This is a genomic window from Hyphomonas oceanitis (genome assembly GCF_036964545.1).
GTDB lineage: Bacteria > Pseudomonadota > Alphaproteobacteria > Caulobacterales > Hyphomonadaceae > Hyphomonas > Hyphomonas oceanitis.
This window is the reverse complement of the sequence record NZ_JBALTL010000003.1, coordinates 464624-486124: the sequence shown is the minus strand read 5'-3', so window position 1 is coordinate 486124 and position 21501 is coordinate 464624. Positions and strand designations below refer to the sequence as shown.

General features: G+C 61.1%; 14 protein-coding genes. 12 read left to right on the top strand and 2 right to left on the bottom strand.

The features are described from left to right. Positions 1 to 4: 4 nt before the first annotated feature. The 6 genes from cysQ to V7651_RS11550 all read left to right on the top strand — a co-directional run bounded on the left by cysQ (position 5) and on the right by V7651_RS11550 (position 8779). Positions 5 to 793 (top strand): 3'(2'),5'-bisphosphate nucleotidase CysQ, encoded by a 789-nt coding sequence (gene cysQ / locus V7651_RS11575; RefSeq protein WP_335613281.1) that lies wholly within the window; start codon positions 5 to 7, stop codon positions 791 to 793. 60 nt (positions 794 to 853) lie between these two features. Then, the gene (gene glmM, locus V7651_RS11570) at positions 854 to 2194 is read left to right on the top strand and encodes a phosphoglucosamine mutase (RefSeq protein ID WP_335613280.1); all 1341 of its coding nucleotides are present in this window, start codon (positions 854 to 856) and stop codon (positions 2192 to 2194) included. A 183-nt stretch (positions 2195 to 2377) separates the two neighbouring features. After that, a complete protein-coding gene (locus V7651_RS11565) occupies positions 2378 to 4237 on the top strand; it encodes an AMP-binding protein (RefSeq protein ID WP_335613279.1) in 1860 nt (619 codons plus the stop codon). Between the two features lie 70 nt (positions 4238 to 4307). Then, complete coding sequence (locus tag V7651_RS11560; protein ID WP_335613278.1) at positions 4308 to 5198, top strand: hypothetical protein; 891 nt, start codon at positions 4308 to 4310, stop codon at positions 5196 to 5198. 120 nt (positions 5199 to 5318) lie between these two features. Then, positions 5319 to 6275 (top strand): alpha/beta hydrolase, encoded by a 957-nt coding sequence (locus tag V7651_RS11555; RefSeq protein ID WP_035538921.1) that lies wholly within the window; start codon positions 5319 to 5321, stop codon positions 6273 to 6275. A 179-nt stretch (positions 6276 to 6454) separates the two neighbouring features. Then, positions 6455 to 8779: a TonB-dependent receptor gene (locus V7651_RS11550; RefSeq protein ID WP_335613277.1), complete on the top strand. Its 2325-nt coding sequence runs from the start codon at positions 6455 to 6457 to the stop codon at positions 8777 to 8779. 79 nt (positions 8780 to 8858) lie between these two features. Here V7651_RS11550 and V7651_RS11545 read toward each other — a convergent pair whose 3' ends face one another. Continuing rightward, the gene (locus V7651_RS11545) at positions 8859 to 11738 is read right to left on the bottom strand and encodes a TonB-dependent receptor plug domain-containing protein (RefSeq protein ID WP_335613276.1); all 2880 of its coding nucleotides are present in this window, start codon (positions 11736 to 11738) and stop codon (positions 8859 to 8861) included. Between the two features lie 195 nt (positions 11739 to 11933). Between V7651_RS11545 and V7651_RS11540 the strand changes: the two genes are divergently transcribed. Together V7651_RS11540 and V7651_RS11535 are read left to right on the top strand one after the other, a co-directional pair. Next, positions 11934 to 13346, top strand: coding sequence for a protein adenylyltransferase SelO family protein (locus V7651_RS11540; protein ID WP_335613275.1), 1413 nt, complete (start codon positions 11934 to 11936; stop codon positions 13344 to 13346). A gap of 94 nt (positions 13347 to 13440) precedes the next feature. Next, positions 13441 to 14613 (top strand): CaiB/BaiF CoA transferase family protein, encoded by a 1173-nt coding sequence (locus tag V7651_RS11535; protein WP_335613274.1) that lies wholly within the window; start codon positions 13441 to 13443, stop codon positions 14611 to 14613. On the opposite strand, the gene V7651_RS11530 is transcribed toward V7651_RS11535, so the two are convergent. After that, complete coding sequence (locus tag V7651_RS11530; RefSeq protein ID WP_162174838.1) at positions 14610 to 15578, bottom strand: DMT family transporter; 969 nt, start codon at positions 15576 to 15578, stop codon at positions 14610 to 14612. The genes V7651_RS11535 and V7651_RS11530 overlap by 4 nt on opposite strands. 238 nt (positions 15579 to 15816) lie before the next feature. Here V7651_RS11530 and gap point away from each other — a divergent pair, with 238 nt between their 5' ends. From gap to V7651_RS11510, 4 genes are all read left to right on the top strand, one after another. Next, complete coding sequence (gap, locus tag V7651_RS11525) at positions 15817 to 16827, top strand: type I glyceraldehyde-3-phosphate dehydrogenase (RefSeq protein WP_335590074.1); 1011 nt, start codon at positions 15817 to 15819, stop codon at positions 16825 to 16827. A 13-nt stretch (positions 16828 to 16840) separates the two neighbouring features. Beyond that, positions 16841 to 18034, top strand: a complete 1194-nt coding sequence (locus tag V7651_RS11520) for a phosphoglycerate kinase (protein ID WP_335613273.1) — start codon at positions 16841 to 16843, stop codon at positions 18032 to 18034. Between the two features lie 312 nt (positions 18035 to 18346). Further along, positions 18347 to 19240: a fructose bisphosphate aldolase gene (locus tag V7651_RS11515; RefSeq protein WP_335613272.1), complete on the top strand. Its 894-nt coding sequence runs from the start codon at positions 18347 to 18349 to the stop codon at positions 19238 to 19240. Between the two features lie 157 nt (positions 19241 to 19397). Next, positions 19398 to 21500: a M3 family metallopeptidase gene (locus V7651_RS11510; protein WP_335613271.1), complete on the top strand. Its 2103-nt coding sequence runs from the start codon at positions 19398 to 19400 to the stop codon at positions 21498 to 21500. The last annotated feature ends 1 nt before the right edge of the window (position 21501 follow it).

Sequence of the window (21501 nt, the reverse complement as noted above, 5' to 3'; positions counted from 1 at the left end):
CATTTTGACCATTTCACCCGACCAGTTGGCGCGTATCGCGCTCGACGCCGGCAAGCTGATCATGGACATCTATGAGAGCGATTTTGACGTCGCCCAAAAGGGCGATGCCTCGCCCGTGACCGAAGCCGATCAGAAAGCCGAGACACTGATCCTGGCCGAACTTGCCAAAGCCGATCCTGATCTTCTGGTGGTAGCAGAGGAGGCTGCGAGTGAAGGTAATGTGCCGGACCATGGCCCGCGCTTCGCCCTCGTTGATCCGCTCGACGGCACACGTGAGTTCGTCAGCAAGAATGGCGAATTCACTGTGAACATTGCGATCATTGAGCATGGGCGCCCGGTCATGGGCGTCGTCTATGCCCCTGCCCGCGATCGTCTCTTTGTCGCCGAGAGCCATAATTCCGGCTGGCAGGCGACGGCCAAGCCGGGCGGCGCCGTGCCGACAGAGCGCACGCCGCTGCGCATCCGCCCCTGCCCCGCAGCAGGCGTCACCGCCATCGCATCGAAATCACACCGCACGCCCGAAACCGACGTCTGGCTGGACAAGCACAATGTCAGCGAGACGCTCAGCGCCGGTTCGTCCCTGAAATTCTGCCTGATTGCGGCCGGCGAAGCTGACCTCTATCCCCGCATGGGCCGCACGATGGAGTGGGACACAGCTGCAGGCCAGGCGGTGGTCGAGGCCGCTGGCGGCCGCGTGCTGACGGAAGATGGCGCGCCCCTCCTCTATGGCAAACGCGAGCGCGGGTATGATAATCCGCACTTCATTGTCTATGGCGATGTGACACCCTGCTGAAGCGGGCTCTCGATCAAGCCGCTTAATTCTGCCAAGAAACGTGCAGGGAGAAGAAAGCGCATGGCACGTCAATATTTCGGAACCGACGGCATTCGCGGCCGCGTGAACCAGAAGCCGATGACGGCGGAAACCGCGCTCCGGCTCGCCATCGCAACGGCGCGCACCTTTGCGCCCGATGGAAATGGCACGGTCGTCATAGGCCGCGACACACGCCGCTCTGGCGAGATGATCGAAGCCGCCCTGGTCGCGGGCCTCACCAGCATGGGCCTGACACCCCAGCTCGCCGGCATCGTGCCGACGCCAGCTGTCGCCATGACAACCCGCGTCTCAGGTGCACGGTTCGGCCTGATGGTATCAGCCTCGCACAACAAATACGAAGACAATGGCATCAAGCTTTTCAGCCCAGACGGCCTGAAATTCGACGACACGACTGAAGAAGCGCTCGAAGCCGCCATGGCAACGGCCTTTGACGGCACCTTCGCCGCGCCAGACATGATCTCGACGCCGCAGCGCATGGCTGGCGTCGGCGACGATTATGTCCGCAGCTGCCTCGCCACCGTGAGTTCCTGCAGCAAGATGCAGGGCATCAAGGTCGTGCTCGACTGCGCCCATGGCGCAGGCTTCGAGGTTGCGCCGGAAGCCCTGCTCCATTGCGGCGCGGACCTACGGGTCATCGGCGCGGGGCCCGACGGCGTGAACATCAATGCCGGGTGCGGATCGACTGACACCGCGGCCCTGAAAGCCGCTGTCCTCGACGCGCGCGCCGATATCGGCCTTGCCCTCGACGGCGACGCTGACCGCATCATCGTCGTGGATGAGACCGGCAACGAGATTGATGGCGACCAGATCATGGCCCTGATCGTGCGCGAGCTGCACGCGACCGGGCGCCTCAAAGGCGGCGGCATGGTCTCTACCGTCATGTCGAACATGGGCCTCGACCAGTACATGCAGTCGCTAGGCCTCACCCTCGCCCGCACCAAAGTCGGTGACCGATATGTCGGCGAACACATGCGCGCTCATGGCTTCAATTTCGGCGGTGAACCCTCGGGTCACATTATCCTCTCGGATGTCTCCACAACGGGCGACGGCCTGCTGGCGGGCCTGCATGTGCTCTCCATCCTCGCCGAGAGCGGGCAGAAAATGTCGGAACTCGGACGGGTGTTTACCCCCGCCCCGCAGGAACTGGTCAATATCCGCTATTCGGGAACCAATCCGATGGGCAGTGATCGCGTGAAGGCCGCCCTTGCCGAGGCTGACGCGCTGATGGGCGCGCGTGGTCGCATGGTGGTGCGCAAGTCCGGCACGGAACCGCTTATCCGGGTCATGGCTGAAGCGCTGGACGCGGACCTGATGAAACAGGGCCTCCAGATCGTTGTCGATGCCGTCGAGGCTGAAGCCTGAGCGCGTCACACCCTGTCAGGAATGCTAGGCCCTGACGTAGCGGCGACAGGCCATTCAGCGCAAACTAACCCCACGTCATCGGCCCGTTTGCCCGCGCCAGCGCATAGTGGCCGCTAGCCAATACGCCCGTTTCAAATACACTGGCAAAAAACATGACAACCATATCCGAGGGAGTACGCAGCCATGGCCGAAGGTCAGACCCTACCGCCATTTCGCCTGTTGCCGATGAAGGCGCCGGACATCGAGATGACCCGCGCTGAGGGCGGCACCATCTATGTCACGCCGCGCCAGGCCCCTGGCGACCGCCCCAAAACGGTGCCGCATTGCCTCGACGAGCGCGCCGTAGAACACCCCGATCGCCCCTTCCTGAGAGAAAAAAACCCGGCCACCGGCGAATGGCAGACGCTCACCTATGGCGAAGCCAAGTCGATCACTGACAGCCTTGCCCAGGCCTTCCTAGACATGGGCGCAGGCCCCGACGCGCCGGTCATGATCCTGTCGGGCAACTCGACGCGCGCCGCCATGGTCATCCTGGCGGCGCAAAAAATCGGCGCGCCTGCCGCACCGATCTCAGTCCCCTATTCGCTGATGTCCACCGACTATGAGAAGCTGAAGCACTGCTTCGCCGCCGTAAAGCCTGCAGTCATCTTCGCCGAACAATACGAGCCCTTCCGCAAAGCCATCAGCGCGCTCAATGCCGATGCTTGCCACATCTTCTCCGCCGAACCGGCGGGCGAGAATAGCGTGCGCAACTATGACGACCTCGTCGCGACCGAGCCAACGGATGCCGTCGCCAGCGCCATGGCCAAACTCGACGACGGATCCATCGCGAAATACCTCTTCACCTCCGGCTCCACCGGCATGCCGAAACCCGTGCCGACCACGCAAGGCGCCATGTGCGCCATGATTGGCGGACAGGAAGGCCTCCGCGACGATGCGCGCGACCCTGAATATGATCCGGACCTGATCCCGAACGTGCTCGACTGGCTGCCCTGGAACCACATCTCCGGCTCCAATGTGAACTTCAACGGCGCGATCTGGAATGGCGCCACCTTCTGGATCGACGACGGCAAGCCGACCCCTGCCCTCTTCCAGCGCACGATTGACAACATTCGCGATTGCTCGCCCTCCTCCTTCGGCACGGCGCCTATCGCGCTTGCGATGCTGGCCGACGCCATGGAGGCGGACGACACGCTGCTCGCCGCCTTCTTCAAGAACATGCGGTCTATCGGCTATGGCGGCGCAACGCTGTCGGACGATCTCTATGATCGCTTGCAGGCCCTCGCCATCAAGGCCACCGGTCGGCGCATCCCCATCATCACCATGTACGGTGCCACCGAAACGCAGGGCATCACGGTGGTCCACTGGGAAGCCGAACGTGTCGGCCTGATTGGCCTGCCGCTTCCCGGCATGACGCTCAAGCTTGTGCCCAATGGCGCCAAGCTGGAAGTACGCGTCAAGGGCCCCTCGGTCATGCCCGGCTACCTCAACAGCCCCGCGAAGAATGCCGAAGTGTTCGACGAGGAAGGTTATTATTGCCTTGGCGACGCCGTCACCTTCGTGGACGAGAACCATCCCGAGAAAGGCCTCGTCTTTGACGGCCGCGTCGGCGAAGACTTCAAGCTCTCTTCCGGCACATGGGTCAGCGTTGGCACATTGCGCCCGGACTTCGTCGCAGCCTGCTCCCCGCTCATCTTCGACGCCGTCATCGCCGGTCAGGACAAGGACTATGCTGCCGTGATGGTCTGGCCCTCCCAGGCCGTCATGGAACAGTATGTGAAGATAGCGGGAGGCGACAAGGCGCGCGCCATGAAGACGTTTACGGATGAGATCGCGCACAAGGCCAGGGCCTTCAATGCCGGCGAGCCAGGCTCCTCACGCCGCCTCAAACGGCTTCTCGTGCTGACCGAGCCGCCATCGATCGACGCAGGTGAAATCACCGACAAGGGCTATGTGAACCAGCGCCTGGTGATCGACCGACGCGCCGACCTGGTCTCCCGCATCTATTCGGAGCCACTGGCAGACGGTGTCGTCCAGCTTTAGTCCGCCCGCGTCTTAAAGCCCTGTCAGGCATTTCAAGCTAAGGTGCCCTTCACTTGTGGAGGGACGCCCTATGACGTTCGATGCCCGCGGCGGCAAAGGCCCTGCGATCAGCAGCAACGCCATGTTCGCAGGCGTCGTCGTCGCAGTCGTGGGCGGCGCATTCCTCGCCGTGCTCAACTTTCCCCACTCTCCCGGCAAGGGCGATGCGCCACAGGACATTGTCGCTATCGCCGAAACTGGAGCGCCGGTTGCACTTGGCAGCTTCTCCTCAAAGCCTGCGACATACTATTTCGAGACACTTGCCCGTATTGATCCGTCTGCCTCGGCCAGCCTCCAGTCGCGCCTGGGCAAGTCCCGCGGACCGAAAGGCATCAATGAAGCCAATATCGTTCTGTCGCATGGCGCCGCGCTTCTGAAGGAACGGGCCAGCGACCTCTCCCACGCAGACACACGCCATGTCGACGACATCCTGGTCATGACGCGGGATCGCCTGAAAGCGGCCTCACGGGCCGGCAACATATGGTGTGACGGCAACCAGTATGCCGATCTGGATGAAAGCGCCCTGCGCAACCCTGCTGCGCTTGAACAGAATTTTGCGCGTCTTGAGGCACCGCTCCAGGATTACGGTTTCGAACTGATGGCCGGTCTCCTTCTGGCCGCCGACGATGCGGCGCGCAACCCGGTCAGCCATGGGCCCGTTACGCACGCTGACAAGGCGGCGCTCGAGGGCGTTGCCATGTCCATGCTGTCAGACCCACAGGTCATGCCGCTTCTGATGGCTGCCCAGACAAGCGGAAATCCGGATGAACTCAGGCGCAAGCTCGACATGTGTGAACTCGGCGCGACAGCCATGACGGCGCTGAAGACCCTCCCCCAGGATACCAAGGGACGCGTCTTCGCGGATCTGGTCCGGCAACTGGCTGAAGGCAATGCAGACCTCGCCGGTCTGACCCATTATTAAGGCTGTCCAGACCGGCGGTTGGGCACGTCACCGGAACACGCTTCCACGATTTTCAGGAAACGCTCTCCTCCCCGCCAATTCTGCCTTCACAAGACCCCGTTTCAGACCCATCTTGCCGCCATGACGCTCGACGAATCCTTCCGCCAATTCCTTGACCGGTTCCAGATGCCGGATCTGACTCACCTTGACTGGAAGAGCTCGACCGACAAGCTGCGCCAGCAATTCCACGTCGCCAGTCGCGCGATCGAGCGCGATGCTCCGGAAATGGCCGATATTTCCCACGTGAAGGTCGAAGGCGCCGCCGGCACGCTCAAGGCCCGCCTCTATACCCCGCTCGGCGCTGGCCTCCCCCCGGGCCCCGGGATTGTCTTCTTCCATGGCGGCGGCTTCATGCTGGGAGATCTCGACAGCCATGACATGGTCTGCAAACGGCTCGCTGAAGGTGCCCGCAGCCGGGTGATCGCCATCGACTACCGGCTCGCCCCCGAACACACATTTCCTGCTGCACATGAGGATGCGCTCGCCGCGTGGAACTGGATCATCACCCATGCCGAACAGCTTGGGCTTGATCCGGACCGTCTCGCTGTCAGTGGCGACAGCGCGGGCGGCAATCTATCTGCCTATCTGGCGCAGGAAATGAACCGTACCGGCGGCCCGAAGCCCGCATTCCAGCTCCTGCTCTACCCGCTCGTTCAATTCGTTGACATCCGCACCAAGAAAATGAGCTTTCAGGAGGGCGGCTTCTTCATATCCGCCAACCTGTTCGAGTATTTCCGGGACAGCTACATTACGGACGAGAGCCAGCGAATGGACGTGCGTGTTTCGCCCCTTTTTGCCGGTCCGGACGCCTTCAAAGGCCTGCCGCCAGCGCATTTCGTGCTCTGTGGCTGGGATCCGCTGAAGGATGAAGGCCTTGCCTATGCTGACAAAATGGCCAGTTTCGGCGTGCCTGTAACCGTGCGCGAACATGCGGGCATGGTGCATGGTTTCATGAACATGACGGCCCTGTCGGACACGGTTCGTCTGGCCATACGCGATGCCGGCCATGTCGCTGGCAGGGCTTTGGGAGCAGTTTAACCCGCCCATTCATTAGAATTTCTAAACTCACCGTTGCATATTTGAGACGGTCATCCAATAAATTGCATGGCAGCGGTGTATACACCTTTTGTGAGGGTCTCGCGGCGTCATATGCAGTGCTTGCGCCCACCTCCCAGAGTCCTCGGGTTGCAGTAAATATAATCTAGAGGAAACACAGAATGAAATTCAGAAACATGCTGGCCCTGTCAGCATCTGCAATTGTATTTGCCGCCGGTGCGGCCGTTGCACAGGATCAGGACGCCGAATCAACACGCGAAAACGCCGTTTCCCGCGTCCTTGGCACCGTCACCGTTACAGCCACCAAAAAAGCGAATGTTGAAAACGTCCAGGACGTGCCGGTTGCCGTTTCGGCCTTCAACAGCGACACGCTGGATGCGCTGAACGTCACCACGCTCGAAAGCCTGAGCTACTCGGCGCCGAACGTCTCGCTTGACGACGTGGGCACATCCCGCGGTACAGCCAACTTCGCTATTCGCGGCCTTGGCGTGAACTCGTCCATCCCTTCGATCGACCCAGCCGTCGGCGTCTTCATTGACGGCGTCTATCTCGGCATCAACAGCGGCGTTGTCGTCGACCTGTTCGATATCGACAGCATCGAAGTGCTGCGCGGCCCGCAAGGCCTTCTCTTCGGTCGCAACACGACCGGCGGCGCTGTTGTCGTCAACACTGGCAACCCAACCGACGAATTCCACTACAAAGTCCGCGCCAATGTAGACGGCCCGGTCGACGGTGATCGCGGCGGCGCCAACTCGACCATCCAGGGCACCATTTCGGGCCCGCTGATCGAAGGCAAGCTGAACGGTAAGTTCGGCATCGCCTACAATTCCGACGCAGGCTATTTCAAGAACCTGTACAATGGCGACAATCATGGCGAACTTCAGGCCACGACCTATCGCGGCGCCCTGGAATACATGCCGACCGACTCGCTGACCTTCCTCGGCAAGCTCGAATATTCGGACTCGCGCGGCGACGGCCCATCCGGCCAGAACCGGGCCAATTATGATCGCTACTCGTTCGACTTCGCGATCGACAATCCAGGCCTCGCCGAAAGCCAAACGACGCTCGGTTCGCTCAAGACCGATCTCGATGTCAACTTCGGCAATGGCGTGATCACGAACATCTTCGGCTATCGCAAATATGACGGCGTCTCTAGCGGCGACATTGATGCGAGCGCCAAGACGCAGTTCCACTCCGATGCCGAAATCGCGCAGGAACAGTTCTCGGACGAACTGCGCTACGCCGGCACGTTCGGCAAAGCAGACGTCACCACAGGTCTCTACTATTTCGAGCAGACGCTTGACTATACCGAGATCCGCAACCTTCCGGACACACGTCCGGCCACACTTCCGGCCTCCATCCCATGGGGCTTCTACGGCGGCGGCAGCATGGAGCACACGGTCTTCGGTGCGTTCGCAAACGTCGACTACTCGATCACCGACAAGCTGGTGGCCACCGTTGGCCTGCGTTACTCGACCGAAGAGAAGTCGGCTGATGTCATCTACATCCGGCCGCGCTTCCCATGTAGCGTCGTTGACGGAACATGTGATGTGAACGGCACAAACGCGCTGCTGGGCGGAACTGAAGATAATGGCTTCAGCGACTCCAACGATTGGTCAAACTGGACACCAAAACTCGGCCTGCAATACTTCTGGTCCGACAATGTCCAGTCATATGCTCTGTACACCAAGGGCTTCCGTTCGGGCGGCTATAACTTCCGCATCACCGACCTGCCGATCTTCCAGCAGTTCGTAAACGCGACCGGCGACCTTGGTTTTGACGAAGAAGAAGTCAACTCCTACGAACTCGGCTTCAAGGCCCAGAGCGATGACGGCCGCATCCAGGTGAACGGCGCGACCTTCTTCACCGACATCAAGAACATACAGCGTGAAGTGAACACGGCGGGTGACTCGGGTTCCGTGCAGAACATCATCAACACGGCTGACGGCTCGATCTTCGGTATCGAAGTTGACGGCCGCCTTGCCTTCACGGACTCCCTGCTCGGCACGTTCAATGTCGGCATGATGGACGCGAAATATGACGACGTGTTCTTCGACCTTACCGGCGACGGCGTGATCGACAGCAAGGACCTCAATCTCGACATGCCACGTGTGCCTGACTTGACGTACGGCTTCGGCATCATCAAGGACTTCGATCTTCGCTCCAACGGCGCGATCGTGGTTACGGCCAACTACCAGTACCGTGACAAGATCGCCTACACCGACAGCAACTATGGCTGGGTCCAGGCCGCCGAAATGGTCGATGTGAACCTGACATGGGAAACGCCAATCGACGGCCTCTCGGCTTCGCTCTACGGCAAGAACCTGCTCGACGAAGTTCAGGTTGGCAACGACACGCAGCTGCCATTCCCAGGCACGAACTCGACCGGCGTCAACCTGCCTTACCAGGACTACCCTGCCGGCGGCACATTCTCGCCGCTCAAGAAGGGCCGTCTCGTTGGCGTCGAGCTGACCTACTCCTACTGATCGCTTCGGCGCTCATAAGTCCAAATGGAAAGGGCGGCCCTTGGGCCGCCCTTTTTTATTCTGGAGATGTTGGTCCGGCTTAGTTGCCCGAACCGCCGAACCGCTTGGTCAGGCTGATCTTGAACGTACGACCGAACGGGTTGTGCGTATAAGGATCGTAGTTGACATCGAAGGCCGCGAATGGCGGGTCTTCGTCCGTCACGTTGACCACTGACAGGCCAAGCTCGAAACCACCGATCATTTCAGTCTGCAGGTTATAGAACAGATCGAATGTCGTCTGGCTGTCGATCTTCTCGCCAACGCCGCCACGGGCAGCCGCGGCACGTTCGTCCTTGTAGCTGTCGATGTGACGCATCACGACGCGGAAGTTGTGCTCGCCGAGTGCATAGTTCGCAAACAGGTTCGCTTTCCACTGCGGCATGGACCGGATGAAGTTGCCCCGGTTGAACTGACCGACATAATCACCGCCGCCGATTGGCAGACCTTCAACGAAGTAAGGGTCTACCTTGTACTCGATGATGTACGTGCCATCGGCACCCACCGAGAGCTCGGCATTGTTCGACATGTCCCAGCTATGCTGCAGGCGCAGGTCGACACCGGATGTCTGGATATCCGGACCGTTGGTGATATTCGTCCGGACACGCGAGATCTGGCTTGCTGCAGGCACAGCGGCCGGATCGTTGAACGTGATACGTGTCAGGATCGGGTTCTCGAAATCGCCAGCATTGATGGCTGCAACCGCCGCGTTCACAATGTTCGACTGCTCTTCCACGATGACCGGATCCGAGAAGTCGAAATTGTAATAGTCGAGCGAGGCGAAGAAGTTGTTCACTTCATAGATGCCGCCAAAGTTGAAGCTGAACGCTGATTCCGGCTTGAGGGCCGCATTGCCAAACGTATCAACTGCCTTGAACGCCGATGCAGCCGAGATGAACTGCAGCGTCGTACCCACGCCACCCAGCTGGTTCAGCGTTGGCCCCTTGAACGAGGTCTGGGCCGAACCGCGCAGGGCGAAATTGTCCGTCACGTCCCATTTGGCCGCCACTTTCGGGTCGAAGGTCGAGCCGATGTCACCGCCGTAGTCTTCGTAGCGAACGGCAAACTGCATGTTCAGGGTGTCATAGAGTGGCACCTGAAGTTCGCCGAAGACAGCAAAGATGGTCTGGTCTTCGTCTGCCGGTACCGTGCCGGCAAGGAACGAGTAAGGGCCCGTTCCACCGGGTCCGGGCGTGACGGTCAGGTCTGTCAGCGGCGAGGGTTCGACTTTATAGCTTTCGCGGCGAACCTGAACACCTGCAGCCCAACCGACGCTGCCGCCAGCAGCCTGCACATTGCTCTGACCGGAAAGAACGCCATCGAAGACCATGAGGTCTGTTGTGGCAACTGTCAGGCTAGGATCCGTCATCCAGTCTGCCAGCGTAGCTGTGTTTTCGAGGCCCGGCACGTAATTCGGGTTTGGCTCGCCCGTCACAGCACTTGCTGGAATGGCATTCGAGAACGGGTTGTAGTATTCGCATCCCCCTGCCCCGGCAGTGAGCGCGCCAGTATAGCCCGGCGCATAGGGCCGTGTTCCGGTGGCCGGGTCGAAACCGGTATTTGGATCCGTACACACACCAAATCCACGCAAGGCTGAAGTAAGACCCACAATATATGTGTCATTCGTCAGGCGTTCGGCTTCCGTGGTCGAGTAGCTGAGCGCGGCGTCATAATGAACACCATTGTCGAAGTCGCCGACATAGGAGCCCGAACCGCGCCAGGTATCGCTGGTGCGATAGCCTTCTTGTGCGCCGCCTGTGCCAGGGAATCCGCCATAACCAAAGGACCGCCCGATAAACAATGCTGCGGCCGTGCCCGTCGGAAACGCCCCCGGATTATCGGCCACGTACTGCTGGAAGCCCGGATGGTTTCCGAGCAGGACCTGATTCGTCAAGACTTGTGGCGGGTAGGAAGGTGATGTCTTCCAGCTTGGCACGTCCGTGTGGGCATAGAGCAATTCGAAATGCAGTTCGGCGCCATTCCCCAAACGACGGTTGTATTCGGAGAAGATCTGATACCGCTCCTCTTCCTCCACAAGATTGTCGAATTGGGTGAAGTTGAACTGGCACGAGTTAAGCGCCGTGGCATAAGTGCCGCCGACCTCATCGCAGCCATTGTCATTCACATTCGCGGCCAAGGGAACTCCACCGGCACTGAGTGGAACATAACGGCCTGGGTTCGACAGCGCAGACCAGCCCCCCACGGGGTTTTCCGCATAAGGCAGGACGGCCCAGTCTTTCTCGTTAAGCAGAACTTCGCTGCGCTTGTTGTAGCCAACCGATGTCACCCAGCTGAAGTTCGAGCCTTGCAGGCCATAGGCGGCCGAAAGGTCATAGTCACCGTCCGACCCGTCAAAGCTCGAGAACGAGCCGCCGACTTCGAAGCCGTCGAGATCGCGGTTGGTGATGAAGTTCACAACGCCGGCAATGGCGTCAGAACCGTAAAGCGCCGCAGCACCATCCTTCAGCACTTCGATCCGCCCGATGGCGGCGGCCGGAATATTGTTCGTATCAACGAACAACTGTGCCTGCTCACCGATCGAATAGGGATGGTAAGTCTGGCGGTGGCCGTTGATCAACACCAGTGTCCGTGCCGGGCCAAGGCCGCGCAGGTTGATGTTGGATGTGCCCTCAAGGCCGTTCGACGAGAACTGGTTGGTTTGTCCGTCCACGCCCGAAGACGGGCCGAGGTTGCGGATCAGTTCCGTGATCGAAGGCTGGCCTTCGAGTTTCAGGTCGCCGGCTGTCAGCACGTCGACCGGCAGGGCGGCGTCTTCCGGCGTGCCCTGGATGAACGAACCGGTCACCGTAACCGTGCTTAATTTCCGTGTGCCTTCATCTGCTTCTTCTTGCGCAAAGGCGGGCAGGGCCGTCATGAGCGCAAGGGCAGACGCCCCCAGCACCAATCGTGTGGTAAATTTCATTTGGTTTCCTCCGTTTATACCTGTGATGTGCTCCGGGTTATGTTTCCCGGATACCTCCCTCACTGGCCTCTAACCTTAGCTTCATCTTTCCGCGGCGATAGGGCCGACCTATGCTGCACCGCAATATTGCAATTCAGCCATGCATTACAGCAAACCTGTTGCGCAAGAGCCTGAAATCATGCCAAAAATGAATGGATGTTGCGCGAACCACCTCCCTCCGTTCCCTTTCTTGCGCTGGCAGATCATTTCGCAGATGCGGTAGAACCGGCACATTTTCCCGATCATGTGTTGCGCTTTCGCAACCGTCGCTGGTCGGAAACCGTCGGTCTGGGCGATCTCGATGATGCCGCATGGGTAAACCACTTCGCCCGATTCGAGCCCCTGCCCGGCAATCTGCAGCGCCCATTGGCGATGCGCTATCACGGTCACCAGTTCGGAACCTACAACCCCCAGTTGGGAGATGGGCGCGGATTCCTCTACGCACAGGTGCGGAATGCCGCCGGGGACCTCTTCGATCTCGGCACCAAGGGGTCCGGCCAGACGCCCTGGTCACGCCAGGGCGACGGCCGCCTGACGCTCAAGGGCGGCGTGCGCGAGATCCTCGCCGCAACCTATCTGGAAGCGCTCGGCGTCCACACATCCAAGGCCTTCAGCCTGGTCGAAACCGGCGAACAACTCGCGCGCAATGACGAGCCATCGCCCACCCGGGGCAGCGTTCTCGTGCGCCTCTCGGAAAGCCATATCCGCTTCGGCACATTCCAGCGCTGCGCCTATCTCGACGACAGCGAAGGCCTCGCCCGCCTCGTCGACTATTGCATTGCCGAGTTCCACCCGGACGCCGACGCACCGGAGATGGCCACAAAGGCCGTGAACCTCCTCACCGCCATCACGCGCGCCACCGCCGCCATGATCGGCCAGTGGATGGCCGCCGGCTTCGTGCACGGCGTCATGAACACCGACAATTTCAACGTCACCGGCGAGACCTTCGATTTCGGCCCGTGGCGCTTCCTGCCCGTGTCAGACCCCAACTTCACCGCCGCCTATTTCGACCAGAACGGTCTCTACAGTTTCGGCCGCCAGCCAACGCAAGGCGCATGGGCGCTGCAACAGCTCGCCTCCGCGCTCCTGCCACTTGCAGACGCCGAAGACCTCGCCAGGGGCCTTGCGCCCTATGAAGCCGCCTACCAGCAATCCTTCGCCGCCCACACCCACCACCTGCTTGGGCTGAACGGCTCCGGCGACCTGCGCACCGACCTCACCTACCTCCAGACCTTCTATGGCTGGATGACGACCAGCGGCGCCGCCTGGCCCCAGACCTTCTTCGATCTCTATGCCGGCGAGGCCAGCGCGGCCCGCATGAAAGCCTCGCCCCAGGCTGCGCTCTATCAGACGGAAAGCTTCGCCCCTGTCCGCGATTTGATTGCCGCGCGCGAGGCCACCCATCCGGCCCGGCTCGCCCTCCCCTATTTCCAGGCCGCCGCCCCCGTCACCCTGCTGATAGAGGATGTCGAATCCCTCTGGGAGCCGATCGCCGCCGAGGATGACTGGTCCGCCTTCGAAGCAAAGCTCGCGCATCTTGAAGCCGCCCGCCTCGCCCTCGCGCCCTGACCCTGCGTTCGGCCTTGTTGCCCCCCGCGCGCCCCCTTACGGTCACCCGGAATAACCCCGGAACGGTCCGGGAATACCCCAAGAGTTCCCCGCAATGACCCATGAAGTCCCAAAAGGTCCCCTCTCAGGCATCAAGATTGTCGACATGAGCTCGGTCGTCCTTGGCCCGTTCGCCACGCTGATCTTCGGTGATCTCGGCGCCGACGTGGTCAAGGTCGAAGCGGGCCAGAAGGGCAAGGCGGGCGACATGATGCGCTATGCCGGCGCCTCCCCCACAGGCGACCTCGGCCCCATCTACACCGCGCTAAATCGCAACAAACGCTCCATCGTCCTCGACGCCCAGACAGACGCCGGAAAGGCCGCCCTCACGGCACTTCTGAAAGACGCCGACGTCTTCTTCCACAATGTCCGCCTCGCAGGCATGGACCGTCTCGGCTTCGGCTATGAGGCCGTCAAGGCGATCAATCCGGACATCATCTACGTCCACTGCGCGGGCTTCGGTGTCGGCGGCGAATATGAGCACCGACAGGCCTATGACGACCTGATCCAGGGTGCTTCCGGCTTTGCCGCACTCAATGCCATGCGCTCCGGCGGCGCGCCTGAATACGCCCCCTCCCTCGTCGCCGACAAGACGGTCGGATTGTTCGCGACCTATGCAACGCTTGCCGCGCTGTTTCACCGGGAACGTACGGGAAGGGGCCAGTTCGTTCAGGTGCCAATGCTCGAGAGCTTTACCTTCTTCAACATGGTGGAAAACCTCTACGGAGAGACCTTCATTCCGGGCAATGGCCGCCTCGCCTACACCCGCTCGATCAATGCCAACCGCAAGCCCTACCCCACCAGGGACGGCTATATCGGCCTCGTCCCCTATTCCGATCAGCAATGGGAACAGTTCTTCACCATCGGTGGCCGCCCGGATGTTTTCCAGGACCCGCGCTTCTCGACCTATGCCGCCCGCACCGAGCATGTGACCGAACTCTATGCCCTCATCGAGGAAGTGGCCGCCACCAAGACAACCGATGAATGGCTCGTCCTGCTGGACGCCGCGAACATCCCGGCCATGCGCTACAACACGATGGAAGCGGTGCTGACAGACCCGCACCTGCAACAGGTCGGCTTCTTCGAGGAGCGCATCCACGCCGTCGCAGGCGCCTATCGCTCAATGAAGCATCCGGTCAAATTCTCTGACAGCCCCGCCAGCACCCGGATTGATCCGCCCTGTCTTGGCGCAGATACAGAGACGATCCTCGAAAGCCTCGGCCTCTAGGTCGCGCGCCGCCCGCCACCGCCATTGCGGGCAAGCCAGACGCCGCCGAGGATGAGCGCGAAGCCCGCAAGGGCATTCCAGCTCTGCGTCTCGCCGAACAGCAAGTAGCCCAGAATGGCCGCCACGACCGGAATGGAATATCCTGTCAGAGACAGAAACGTCGCCGACGTGCGCGCGATCAACAGCATGTAAAGCGCCTGTGCGAACGCGGTCGGCCCGAGCCCCAGCCCCGCCACGGCGAGCCAGTTCGACCAGCCCGCATTCACCTCACCCGGATCAACAAGGAACACCAGCGGCCACGAGACAACCGCCGCGACCGTCACGAAAGCCGTTGCAAACGGTATCGCCCGCATGACCGGCGCGCCTCGTGCAATCAGGCTCGACATCGCGTAGGCCATTGTTGCGCCCATCAGCATCAGTTGCGCCAGCGCCGTGGCCGAACCGAGCCCCTTCATGGCCTCGGGCCCGAACAGGCAGGCCACACCGGCAAAGCCGATTAGCACGCCCAGCAGGGAGCCAGCCGTCATCCGCTCGTCGCGAAACATGAAATGCGCGCCAATCGCCACGAAAATCGGAACGGCCGATGTATAGAGCGCGGCAAGGCTTGAATTGACCACTTCCTGCGCCGTCGTGATGAGGAAGAAGGGCACGACCGAGCCAACCAGCCCCATCCCGATAATGGCGCCCCAGCGGCGACGGTCAGAGAAAGGCGGCGGGCGCTGGCGCGTCGCCAGCATCACACACCACAAGGCCACGGCCCCAATGGTCAGGCGCGCCGAGATCACCCATTCCGGTGGCAGGCCCGCGTCAGCATGGCCCTTGTCGACCGCTATGCGCGTGAAAAGGTAAGCACTGGCCCAGATCAGGCTGAGCAACCAGAACAGCACCCAGTCGCCCAGCGTTCGGCCGGCAGGGCTTGCCGGCACCAGAGTCGGAATATTCGCGTCTGGAACGTCTCCCGTCACCCTCGAACCTCTCAAAGCAGGCCTTCAGGCATTACAGGCGCCTCCGTGCAAGTCCATGCAAATTTTGCACGGAACTTGCAAGCCGCGCCTCCCAATACCGGCTCTGGCTGAAAGACGCCCCGGAATACCTGGTTTTGCGGCTCGATACCGCAGGTCATCCGGGTGGACGGGCGGGCCTCAGCATCGTAAAGGGCCTGCAAAGTCGCAGCTTATATCCCGCCTGAGGAGAAAAATTAAAATGGCAATACGTGTTGCAATCAATGGCTTCGGTCGCATCGGACGTCTCGTCCTCCGCTCCATCATCGAGCATGACCGCAAGGACATTGAAGTCGTCGCCATCAACGACCTCGGCCCCGTTGCTACGAACGCTCACCTTCTGCGCTTCGACTCCGTCCACGGCCGCTTCCCGGCAGACGTTCAGGTCGACGGCGACAAGATCGTCATCAATGGCAAGCCGATCCTCGTGACCGCCATCCGCGATCCGAAAGACCTGCCACACCGCGAACTCGACATCGACATCGCGATGGAATGCACCGGCATCTTCGCCGACAAGGAAAAGGCCTCTGCCCACCTTGCTGCAGGCGCCAAGCGCGTTCTCGTGTCCGCACCAGCGACCAATGCCGACAAGACCATCGTCTTCGGCGTGAACCACGACACGCTGACCAAGGATGACATGGTCGTCTCCAACGCGTCGTGCACCACGAACTGCCTCTCCCCTGTCGCCAAGGTCCTCAACGACCTGGTCGGCATCGAAAAAGGCATGATGACCACGATCCACTCCTACACCAACGACCAGCCGTCGCTCGACCAGATGCACAAGGATCTCTATCGGGGCCGCGCTGCAGCGCTCTCGATGATCCCGACCTCCACCGGCGCCGCCAAGGCCGTCGGCCTCGTGCTGCCGGAGCTGAAAGGCAAGCTGGACGGTATTTCGGTCCGCGTGCCGACCCCGAACGTCTCTGTTGTCGACCTGAAATTTGTCGCCAAGCGCAAGACGACGCCGGAAGAGATCAACAATGCGATCATCGCTGCGGCCAATGAGGGCCCGATGAAAGGCGTTCTCGGCTTCACCGACCAGCCGAACGTCTCGTGCGACTTCATCCACGACAACCGCTCGTCGATCTTCCACCTCGACCAGACCAAGGTCATGGACGGCAATTTCGTCTCGATCCTCACCTGGTATGACAATGAATGGGGTTTCGCGACCCGCATGAGCGACACCGCGCTCGTGATGGCGAAATTCCTTTAGGAGCCTGCAGGCGATGACCTTCAAACGCATCGCCGACGCCGGCGACCTCACTGGCAAGACCGCCCTCGTGCGCGTTGATTTCAACGTGCCGATGGACAAGGGCCTTGTCACCGATGAGACCCGCCTGCGTTCTGCCGTGGAAACGGTCCAGACGCTGCGCACCCACGGCGCCAAGGTTGTGCTGCTTGCACACTTTGGTCGCCCGAAGGGCCAGCGCGTGGCCGAGATGAGCCTTGCGCCCATCGCCGGCGCCTTTTCCAAGGTGCTCGGCTCCAATGTCAGCTTCGTCGCTGACTGTCGGGGCGACCATGTGAAGGCGGCGATTGCCGACCTGCCACCGGCCGGCGTGATCCTGCTGGAAAACACCCGCTTCCTCCCCGGTGAGGAAAAGGGTGACATGGACCTGGCAAAGGAAATCGCCGCGCTCGGTGACATCTACGTCAACGACGCCTTCTCCGCCGCCCACCGCCGCCATGTCTCGACCGCCGTGCTCGCCGAGATCATGCCCGCCTATGCTGGCGCAGCTATGGAGCGCGAACTTGATGCGCTCGACAAGGCGCTCGGCAATCCGGAGAAGCCCGTGCTGGCCGTTGTTGGCGGCGCCAAGGTCTCTTCCAAGATCGACCTCCTCAAAAACCTCGTGACCCAGGTCGACATGCTCGCCATCGGCGGCGGCATGGCCAACACGTTCCTCGCGGCGCGCGGCCTGTCGGTCGGCAAGTCGCTCTGCGAGCATGATCTCGCCGACACGGCCCGCGAAATCGAAACCATCGCCAAGGCCAATGACTGTGAGATCCTCCTGCCCGTAGACCTCGTCGTGGCAAAAGAGTTCGCCGCCAATGCCGCCAACCGCACCTGCGGCCTGGATGACGTTGCCGCCGACGAAATGATCCTCGACGCCGGACCGCAAACCGTCGCGGCCCTCGGCGCCGCCATGGAAACCGCCAAGACGCTCGTCTGGAACGGCCCGCTCGGTGCTTTCGAGATGACCCCGTTCGATACGGCCACCGTCGCAGCTGCCCAGACGGCCGCCAAGCTCGCCGCCGCCGGCAAGCTGGTCGCCGTTGCCGGCGGCGGCGACACGGTCGCAGCGCTCAACCATGCGGGTGTCGCAGACGATTTCACGTTCGTATCGACCGCTGGTGGCGCCTTCCTGGAATGGATGGAAGGCAAGCCCCTCCCCGGTGTGGATGCCCTGAAAGGCTGAGCCTGATTGGCACACCCTGCGGCAAATCGCGCAGGGCCCTCCAAATGATAGCGATCACATTTCAGCGCCGTTCGATTTCCCCGAAATCGGACTGTGCCGGAATTGGTCGGTGTCCATTCCGATTTGCAGCGCGTTGCCTGCCCCGCCTTGTGCCAAAAGCGCCGAAATCCCCGCAAATGCAGCGATTTCCCCGGTTCAGACAGATGCACAGCCGGTCCTGTTGACGCCACATTTGGGCACGGTACTTGAAAGCAACTGCCTGCAAACAACCAAGCAGGTCCCCAGACAATGAGTTTTGACGCGGTATTGAACATGGATAAGACACAGATGGCCGAACAGGCCGCCCACAAGGACGGCTTTATCGCCGCGCTCGATCAGTCGGGCGGCTCCACGCCAAAGGCTCTACGCCTCTATGGCGTCGAGGAGAGCGAATACGCCAATGACGAAGAAATGTTCGGCAAGATCCACGAGATGCGCGCCCGCATCATCAAGTCCCCCGCCTTCACAGGTGAGAAGGTCATGGGCGCGATCCTGTTCGAACGCACGATGGATGGCGAAATCGACGGCGTGCCAACAGCTGAATATCTCTGGAACGAGCGCAGCGTTGTTCCCTTCCTGAAAGTCGACAAGGGCCTCGCCGACGAAGCCGACGGCGTCCAGCTCATGAAGCCGATGCCGGAGCTCGACCACCTGCTCGAGCATGCCGTCACAAAGGGCATTTTTGGCACCAAGATGCGCTCGGTCATCAACGCCGCAAACCCGGTCGGTATCGCCGCCGTCGTCGCGCAGCAGTTTGATGTTGGCCGCCAGATCCTCGGCCACGGCCTGATGCCGATCATCGAGCCTGAAGTCACGATCACGATCGCCGACAAGGCCGAAGCTGAAGACATCCTGCTTGCCGAAATCACCAAGCAGCTCGATGCGCTCGCCGCTGACAAGCAGGTCATGCTCAAGCTCTCCCTTCCCGAGAAAGCCAACCAGTATCAATCGCTCTGCCAGCACCCACGCGTGATGCGCGTCGTTGCGCTCTCAGGCGGCTACAGCCGCGAAGAGGCAAACGACAAGCTCTCGTCAAACACCGGCATGATTGCCAGCTTCTCCCGCGCCCTCACCGAAGGTCTCTCGGCCAAGCAAAGCGATGCAGACTTTGATCGCACGCTCGCCGCCACGATTGACGGTATTTTTCAGGCGTCAAAAGCCGGCTGAACCTTCGCTGGATAGCTTTGAAAAGGGCGGCCTCCGGGCCGCCTTTTTTGTTTCACCCCCCGGGCTGGACACCAGCACTCCGGCAAGACAAGTTGCCACCTTAGCGAGGCGACGCCCCACGGGACAATCTTCGCCGCATGACGAGGGACACCGCCAGATGAAACACCTGAAGATCGCCGCTTCCGCCGCAGCCCTCCTGATGGCCGCCGCCGCCTGCTCACCCGCCAAGAAGGCCGAAGCACCAGCGCCTGACGCCCCAGCTGAAAACCTGCTCGCCGCCGACGCCAAGACGATGATGGCCGATCTCGTTCTGGCCCCTGCCAGCGCCGATATTTTCACCGTTCGCTGCAACAATGCCCTCGACCTTGCCAACAAGATGATCGCAGACCTTGAGGGCCGTGACAGCGTCGCGGGCGCCTCAGATATCTATTTCCTCGACACGCTGACAAACCTCGCCATGTCGGTCGGCTATGGCGAAGCATCGGTCATGGCTGAAGCCAATCCCGACCCGGCCATACGGGAAGCGGGCGACACCTGCCAGCAACGCACGTCCGATGTCCTGACGCGCCTCTCCCTGTCGCGGCCCGTCTACGAACGCCTGTCTTCCATTGATACCGAAGCGCTGAATGAGCGTGAACAATTCCTGCTCGCGCGGACACTGCGCGACTATCGCCGCTCAGGCATCGACAAGGATGAGCAGACGCGTGACAAAGTCCGCGCCATCAATGCCGAACTGGCTGAGATCAGCACTGAATTCAGCAAGAACCTCCGCGAGATCCAGGGCAAGGTCGTTCTGGAATCCGTCGATGCCCTGATGGGCATGCCGCAGGACTATATCGACGCGCACCAGCCCGACGAAAACGGTCAGATCACGATCACCACCGACTATCCCGATACCGGCCCCATCTACAGCTATTCGCCGAATGAAGCGCTGCGCAAGCAACTGCGCCAGGTCGACAGCGACCGCGCTTATCCTGAAAACGTCGCCCCGCTCCGCAAACTCCTCGAGAAGCGCTACGAGCTCGCCACCCTGCTCGGCTATCCGAACTGGGCCGCCTATGTCACCGAAGACAAGATGACCGGTTCGCCGGAAGTCGCCGAAGCCTTCCTGTCGCGTGTCGAAACCGCCGCAACGGATGCCGCCGGCATCGAATACCAGCGCCTTCTCGCCAAGCTCGTTGAGACGCAGCCCGATGCCGACAGCGTACCTGAATGGAGCAGCAGCTACCTCGCCGAGCAGATCCGCCAATCGGACTATGCGCTCGACAGCCAGGAAGTCCGCCAGTATTTCGCCTATGACAATGTTCGCAGCGGGATCTTCTCGCTGGTGCAGGACCTGTTCGGCGTCGAGATACGCGACTGGGCCAATGCCCCCCTCTGGGACGAAAGTGTCACCGCCCACGAGATGTACCGGAACGGCGAGCTGATCGGTCGCTTCTTCCTCGACATGCATCCCCGCGACGGCAAGTACAAGCACGCCGCCGCCTTCCCGATCCGCTTCGGCCCGACCTCGGACGGCGTGCCGGTCGGCGCACTGATGTGCAACTTTCCGGCAGGCGATCACACGACCGGCCTGATGGAACACCGTCAGGTCGAGACCTTCCTCCACGAGTTCGGTCACCTCATCCACGGCATGTTCTCCGGACAACCAGACTTTGCCAACCTCACCATGGGCAATCTCGAATGGGATTTCATCGAGGCTCCGTCGCAGATGCTGGAGAACTGGGTCTGGGATTATGACACGCTTGCCAAGTTCGCCGTGAATGCAGATGGTGAAACCATCCCGCGTGAACTGGTCGCAAAAATGAACGCCGCCCGTGACTTCGGCACAGGCCTCGGCACGCTGCGCCAGCTCATCTATGCGGGCGTATCGCTCAACTATTACAACCGGCCGCCGGATGAAGTCGATTTCGACGAAATCTGGAATGAGCGACAGTCCGCCCTCAGCCCGTTCGAGGCTCTTCCGGATGTCCACCGCTATGCCAGCTTCGGCCATCTCGATGGCTATTCGGCGATATACTACACCTATCAATGGTCGCTCGCGATCTCGACGGACATGTTCACCGAGTTCGAAAAGAACGGCCTGCGCGACCCGGACACCGCCGCCCGCTATCGCGACAATGTCCTGGCGCCCGGCTCGTCAAAACCTGCCGCCGAACTGGTTCATGATTTCCTCGGCCGCGACTGGACGCCAGAAGCCTACGAGAAAAAGCTGATCGACGCCGCCCAGTCCGGCAAGCCGATGAAAAAGAAGAAATAGG

Coding starts and splice junctions, on each gene's coding strand:
- V7651_RS11560 (WP_335613278.1), top strand. CDS start 4,308: ATGACGTTCGATGCCCGCGGCGGCAAAGGCCCTGCGATCAGCAGCAAC.
- gap (WP_335590074.1), top strand. CDS start 15,817: ATGGCAATACGTGTTGCAATCAATGGCTTCGGTCGCATCGGACGTCTC.
- V7651_RS11550 (WP_335613277.1), top strand. CDS start 6,455: ATGAAATTCAGAAACATGCTGGCCCTGTCAGCATCTGCAATTGTATTT.
- V7651_RS11515 (WP_335613272.1), top strand. CDS start 18,347: ATGGATAAGACACAGATGGCCGAACAGGCCGCCCACAAGGACGGCTTT.
- glmM (WP_335613280.1), top strand. CDS start 854: ATGGCACGTCAATATTTCGGAACCGACGGCATTCGCGGCCGCGTGAAC.
- V7651_RS11555 (WP_035538921.1), top strand. CDS start 5,319: ATGACGCTCGACGAATCCTTCCGCCAATTCCTTGACCGGTTCCAGATG.
- V7651_RS11520 (WP_335613273.1), top strand. CDS start 16,841: ATGACCTTCAAACGCATCGCCGACGCCGGCGACCTCACTGGCAAGACC.
- V7651_RS11545 (WP_335613276.1), bottom strand. CDS start 11,738: ATGAAATTTACCACACGATTGGTGCTGGGGGCGTCTGCCCTTGCGCTC.
- V7651_RS11535 (WP_335613274.1), top strand. CDS start 13,441: ATGACCCATGAAGTCCCAAAAGGTCCCCTCTCAGGCATCAAGATTGTC.
- V7651_RS11540 (WP_335613275.1), top strand. CDS start 11,934: ATGTTGCGCGAACCACCTCCCTCCGTTCCCTTTCTTGCGCTGGCAGAT.
- V7651_RS11565 (WP_335613279.1), top strand. CDS start 2,378: ATGGCCGAAGGTCAGACCCTACCGCCATTTCGCCTGTTGCCGATGAAG.
- V7651_RS11510 (WP_335613271.1), top strand. CDS start 19,398: ATGAAACACCTGAAGATCGCCGCTTCCGCCGCAGCCCTCCTGATGGCC.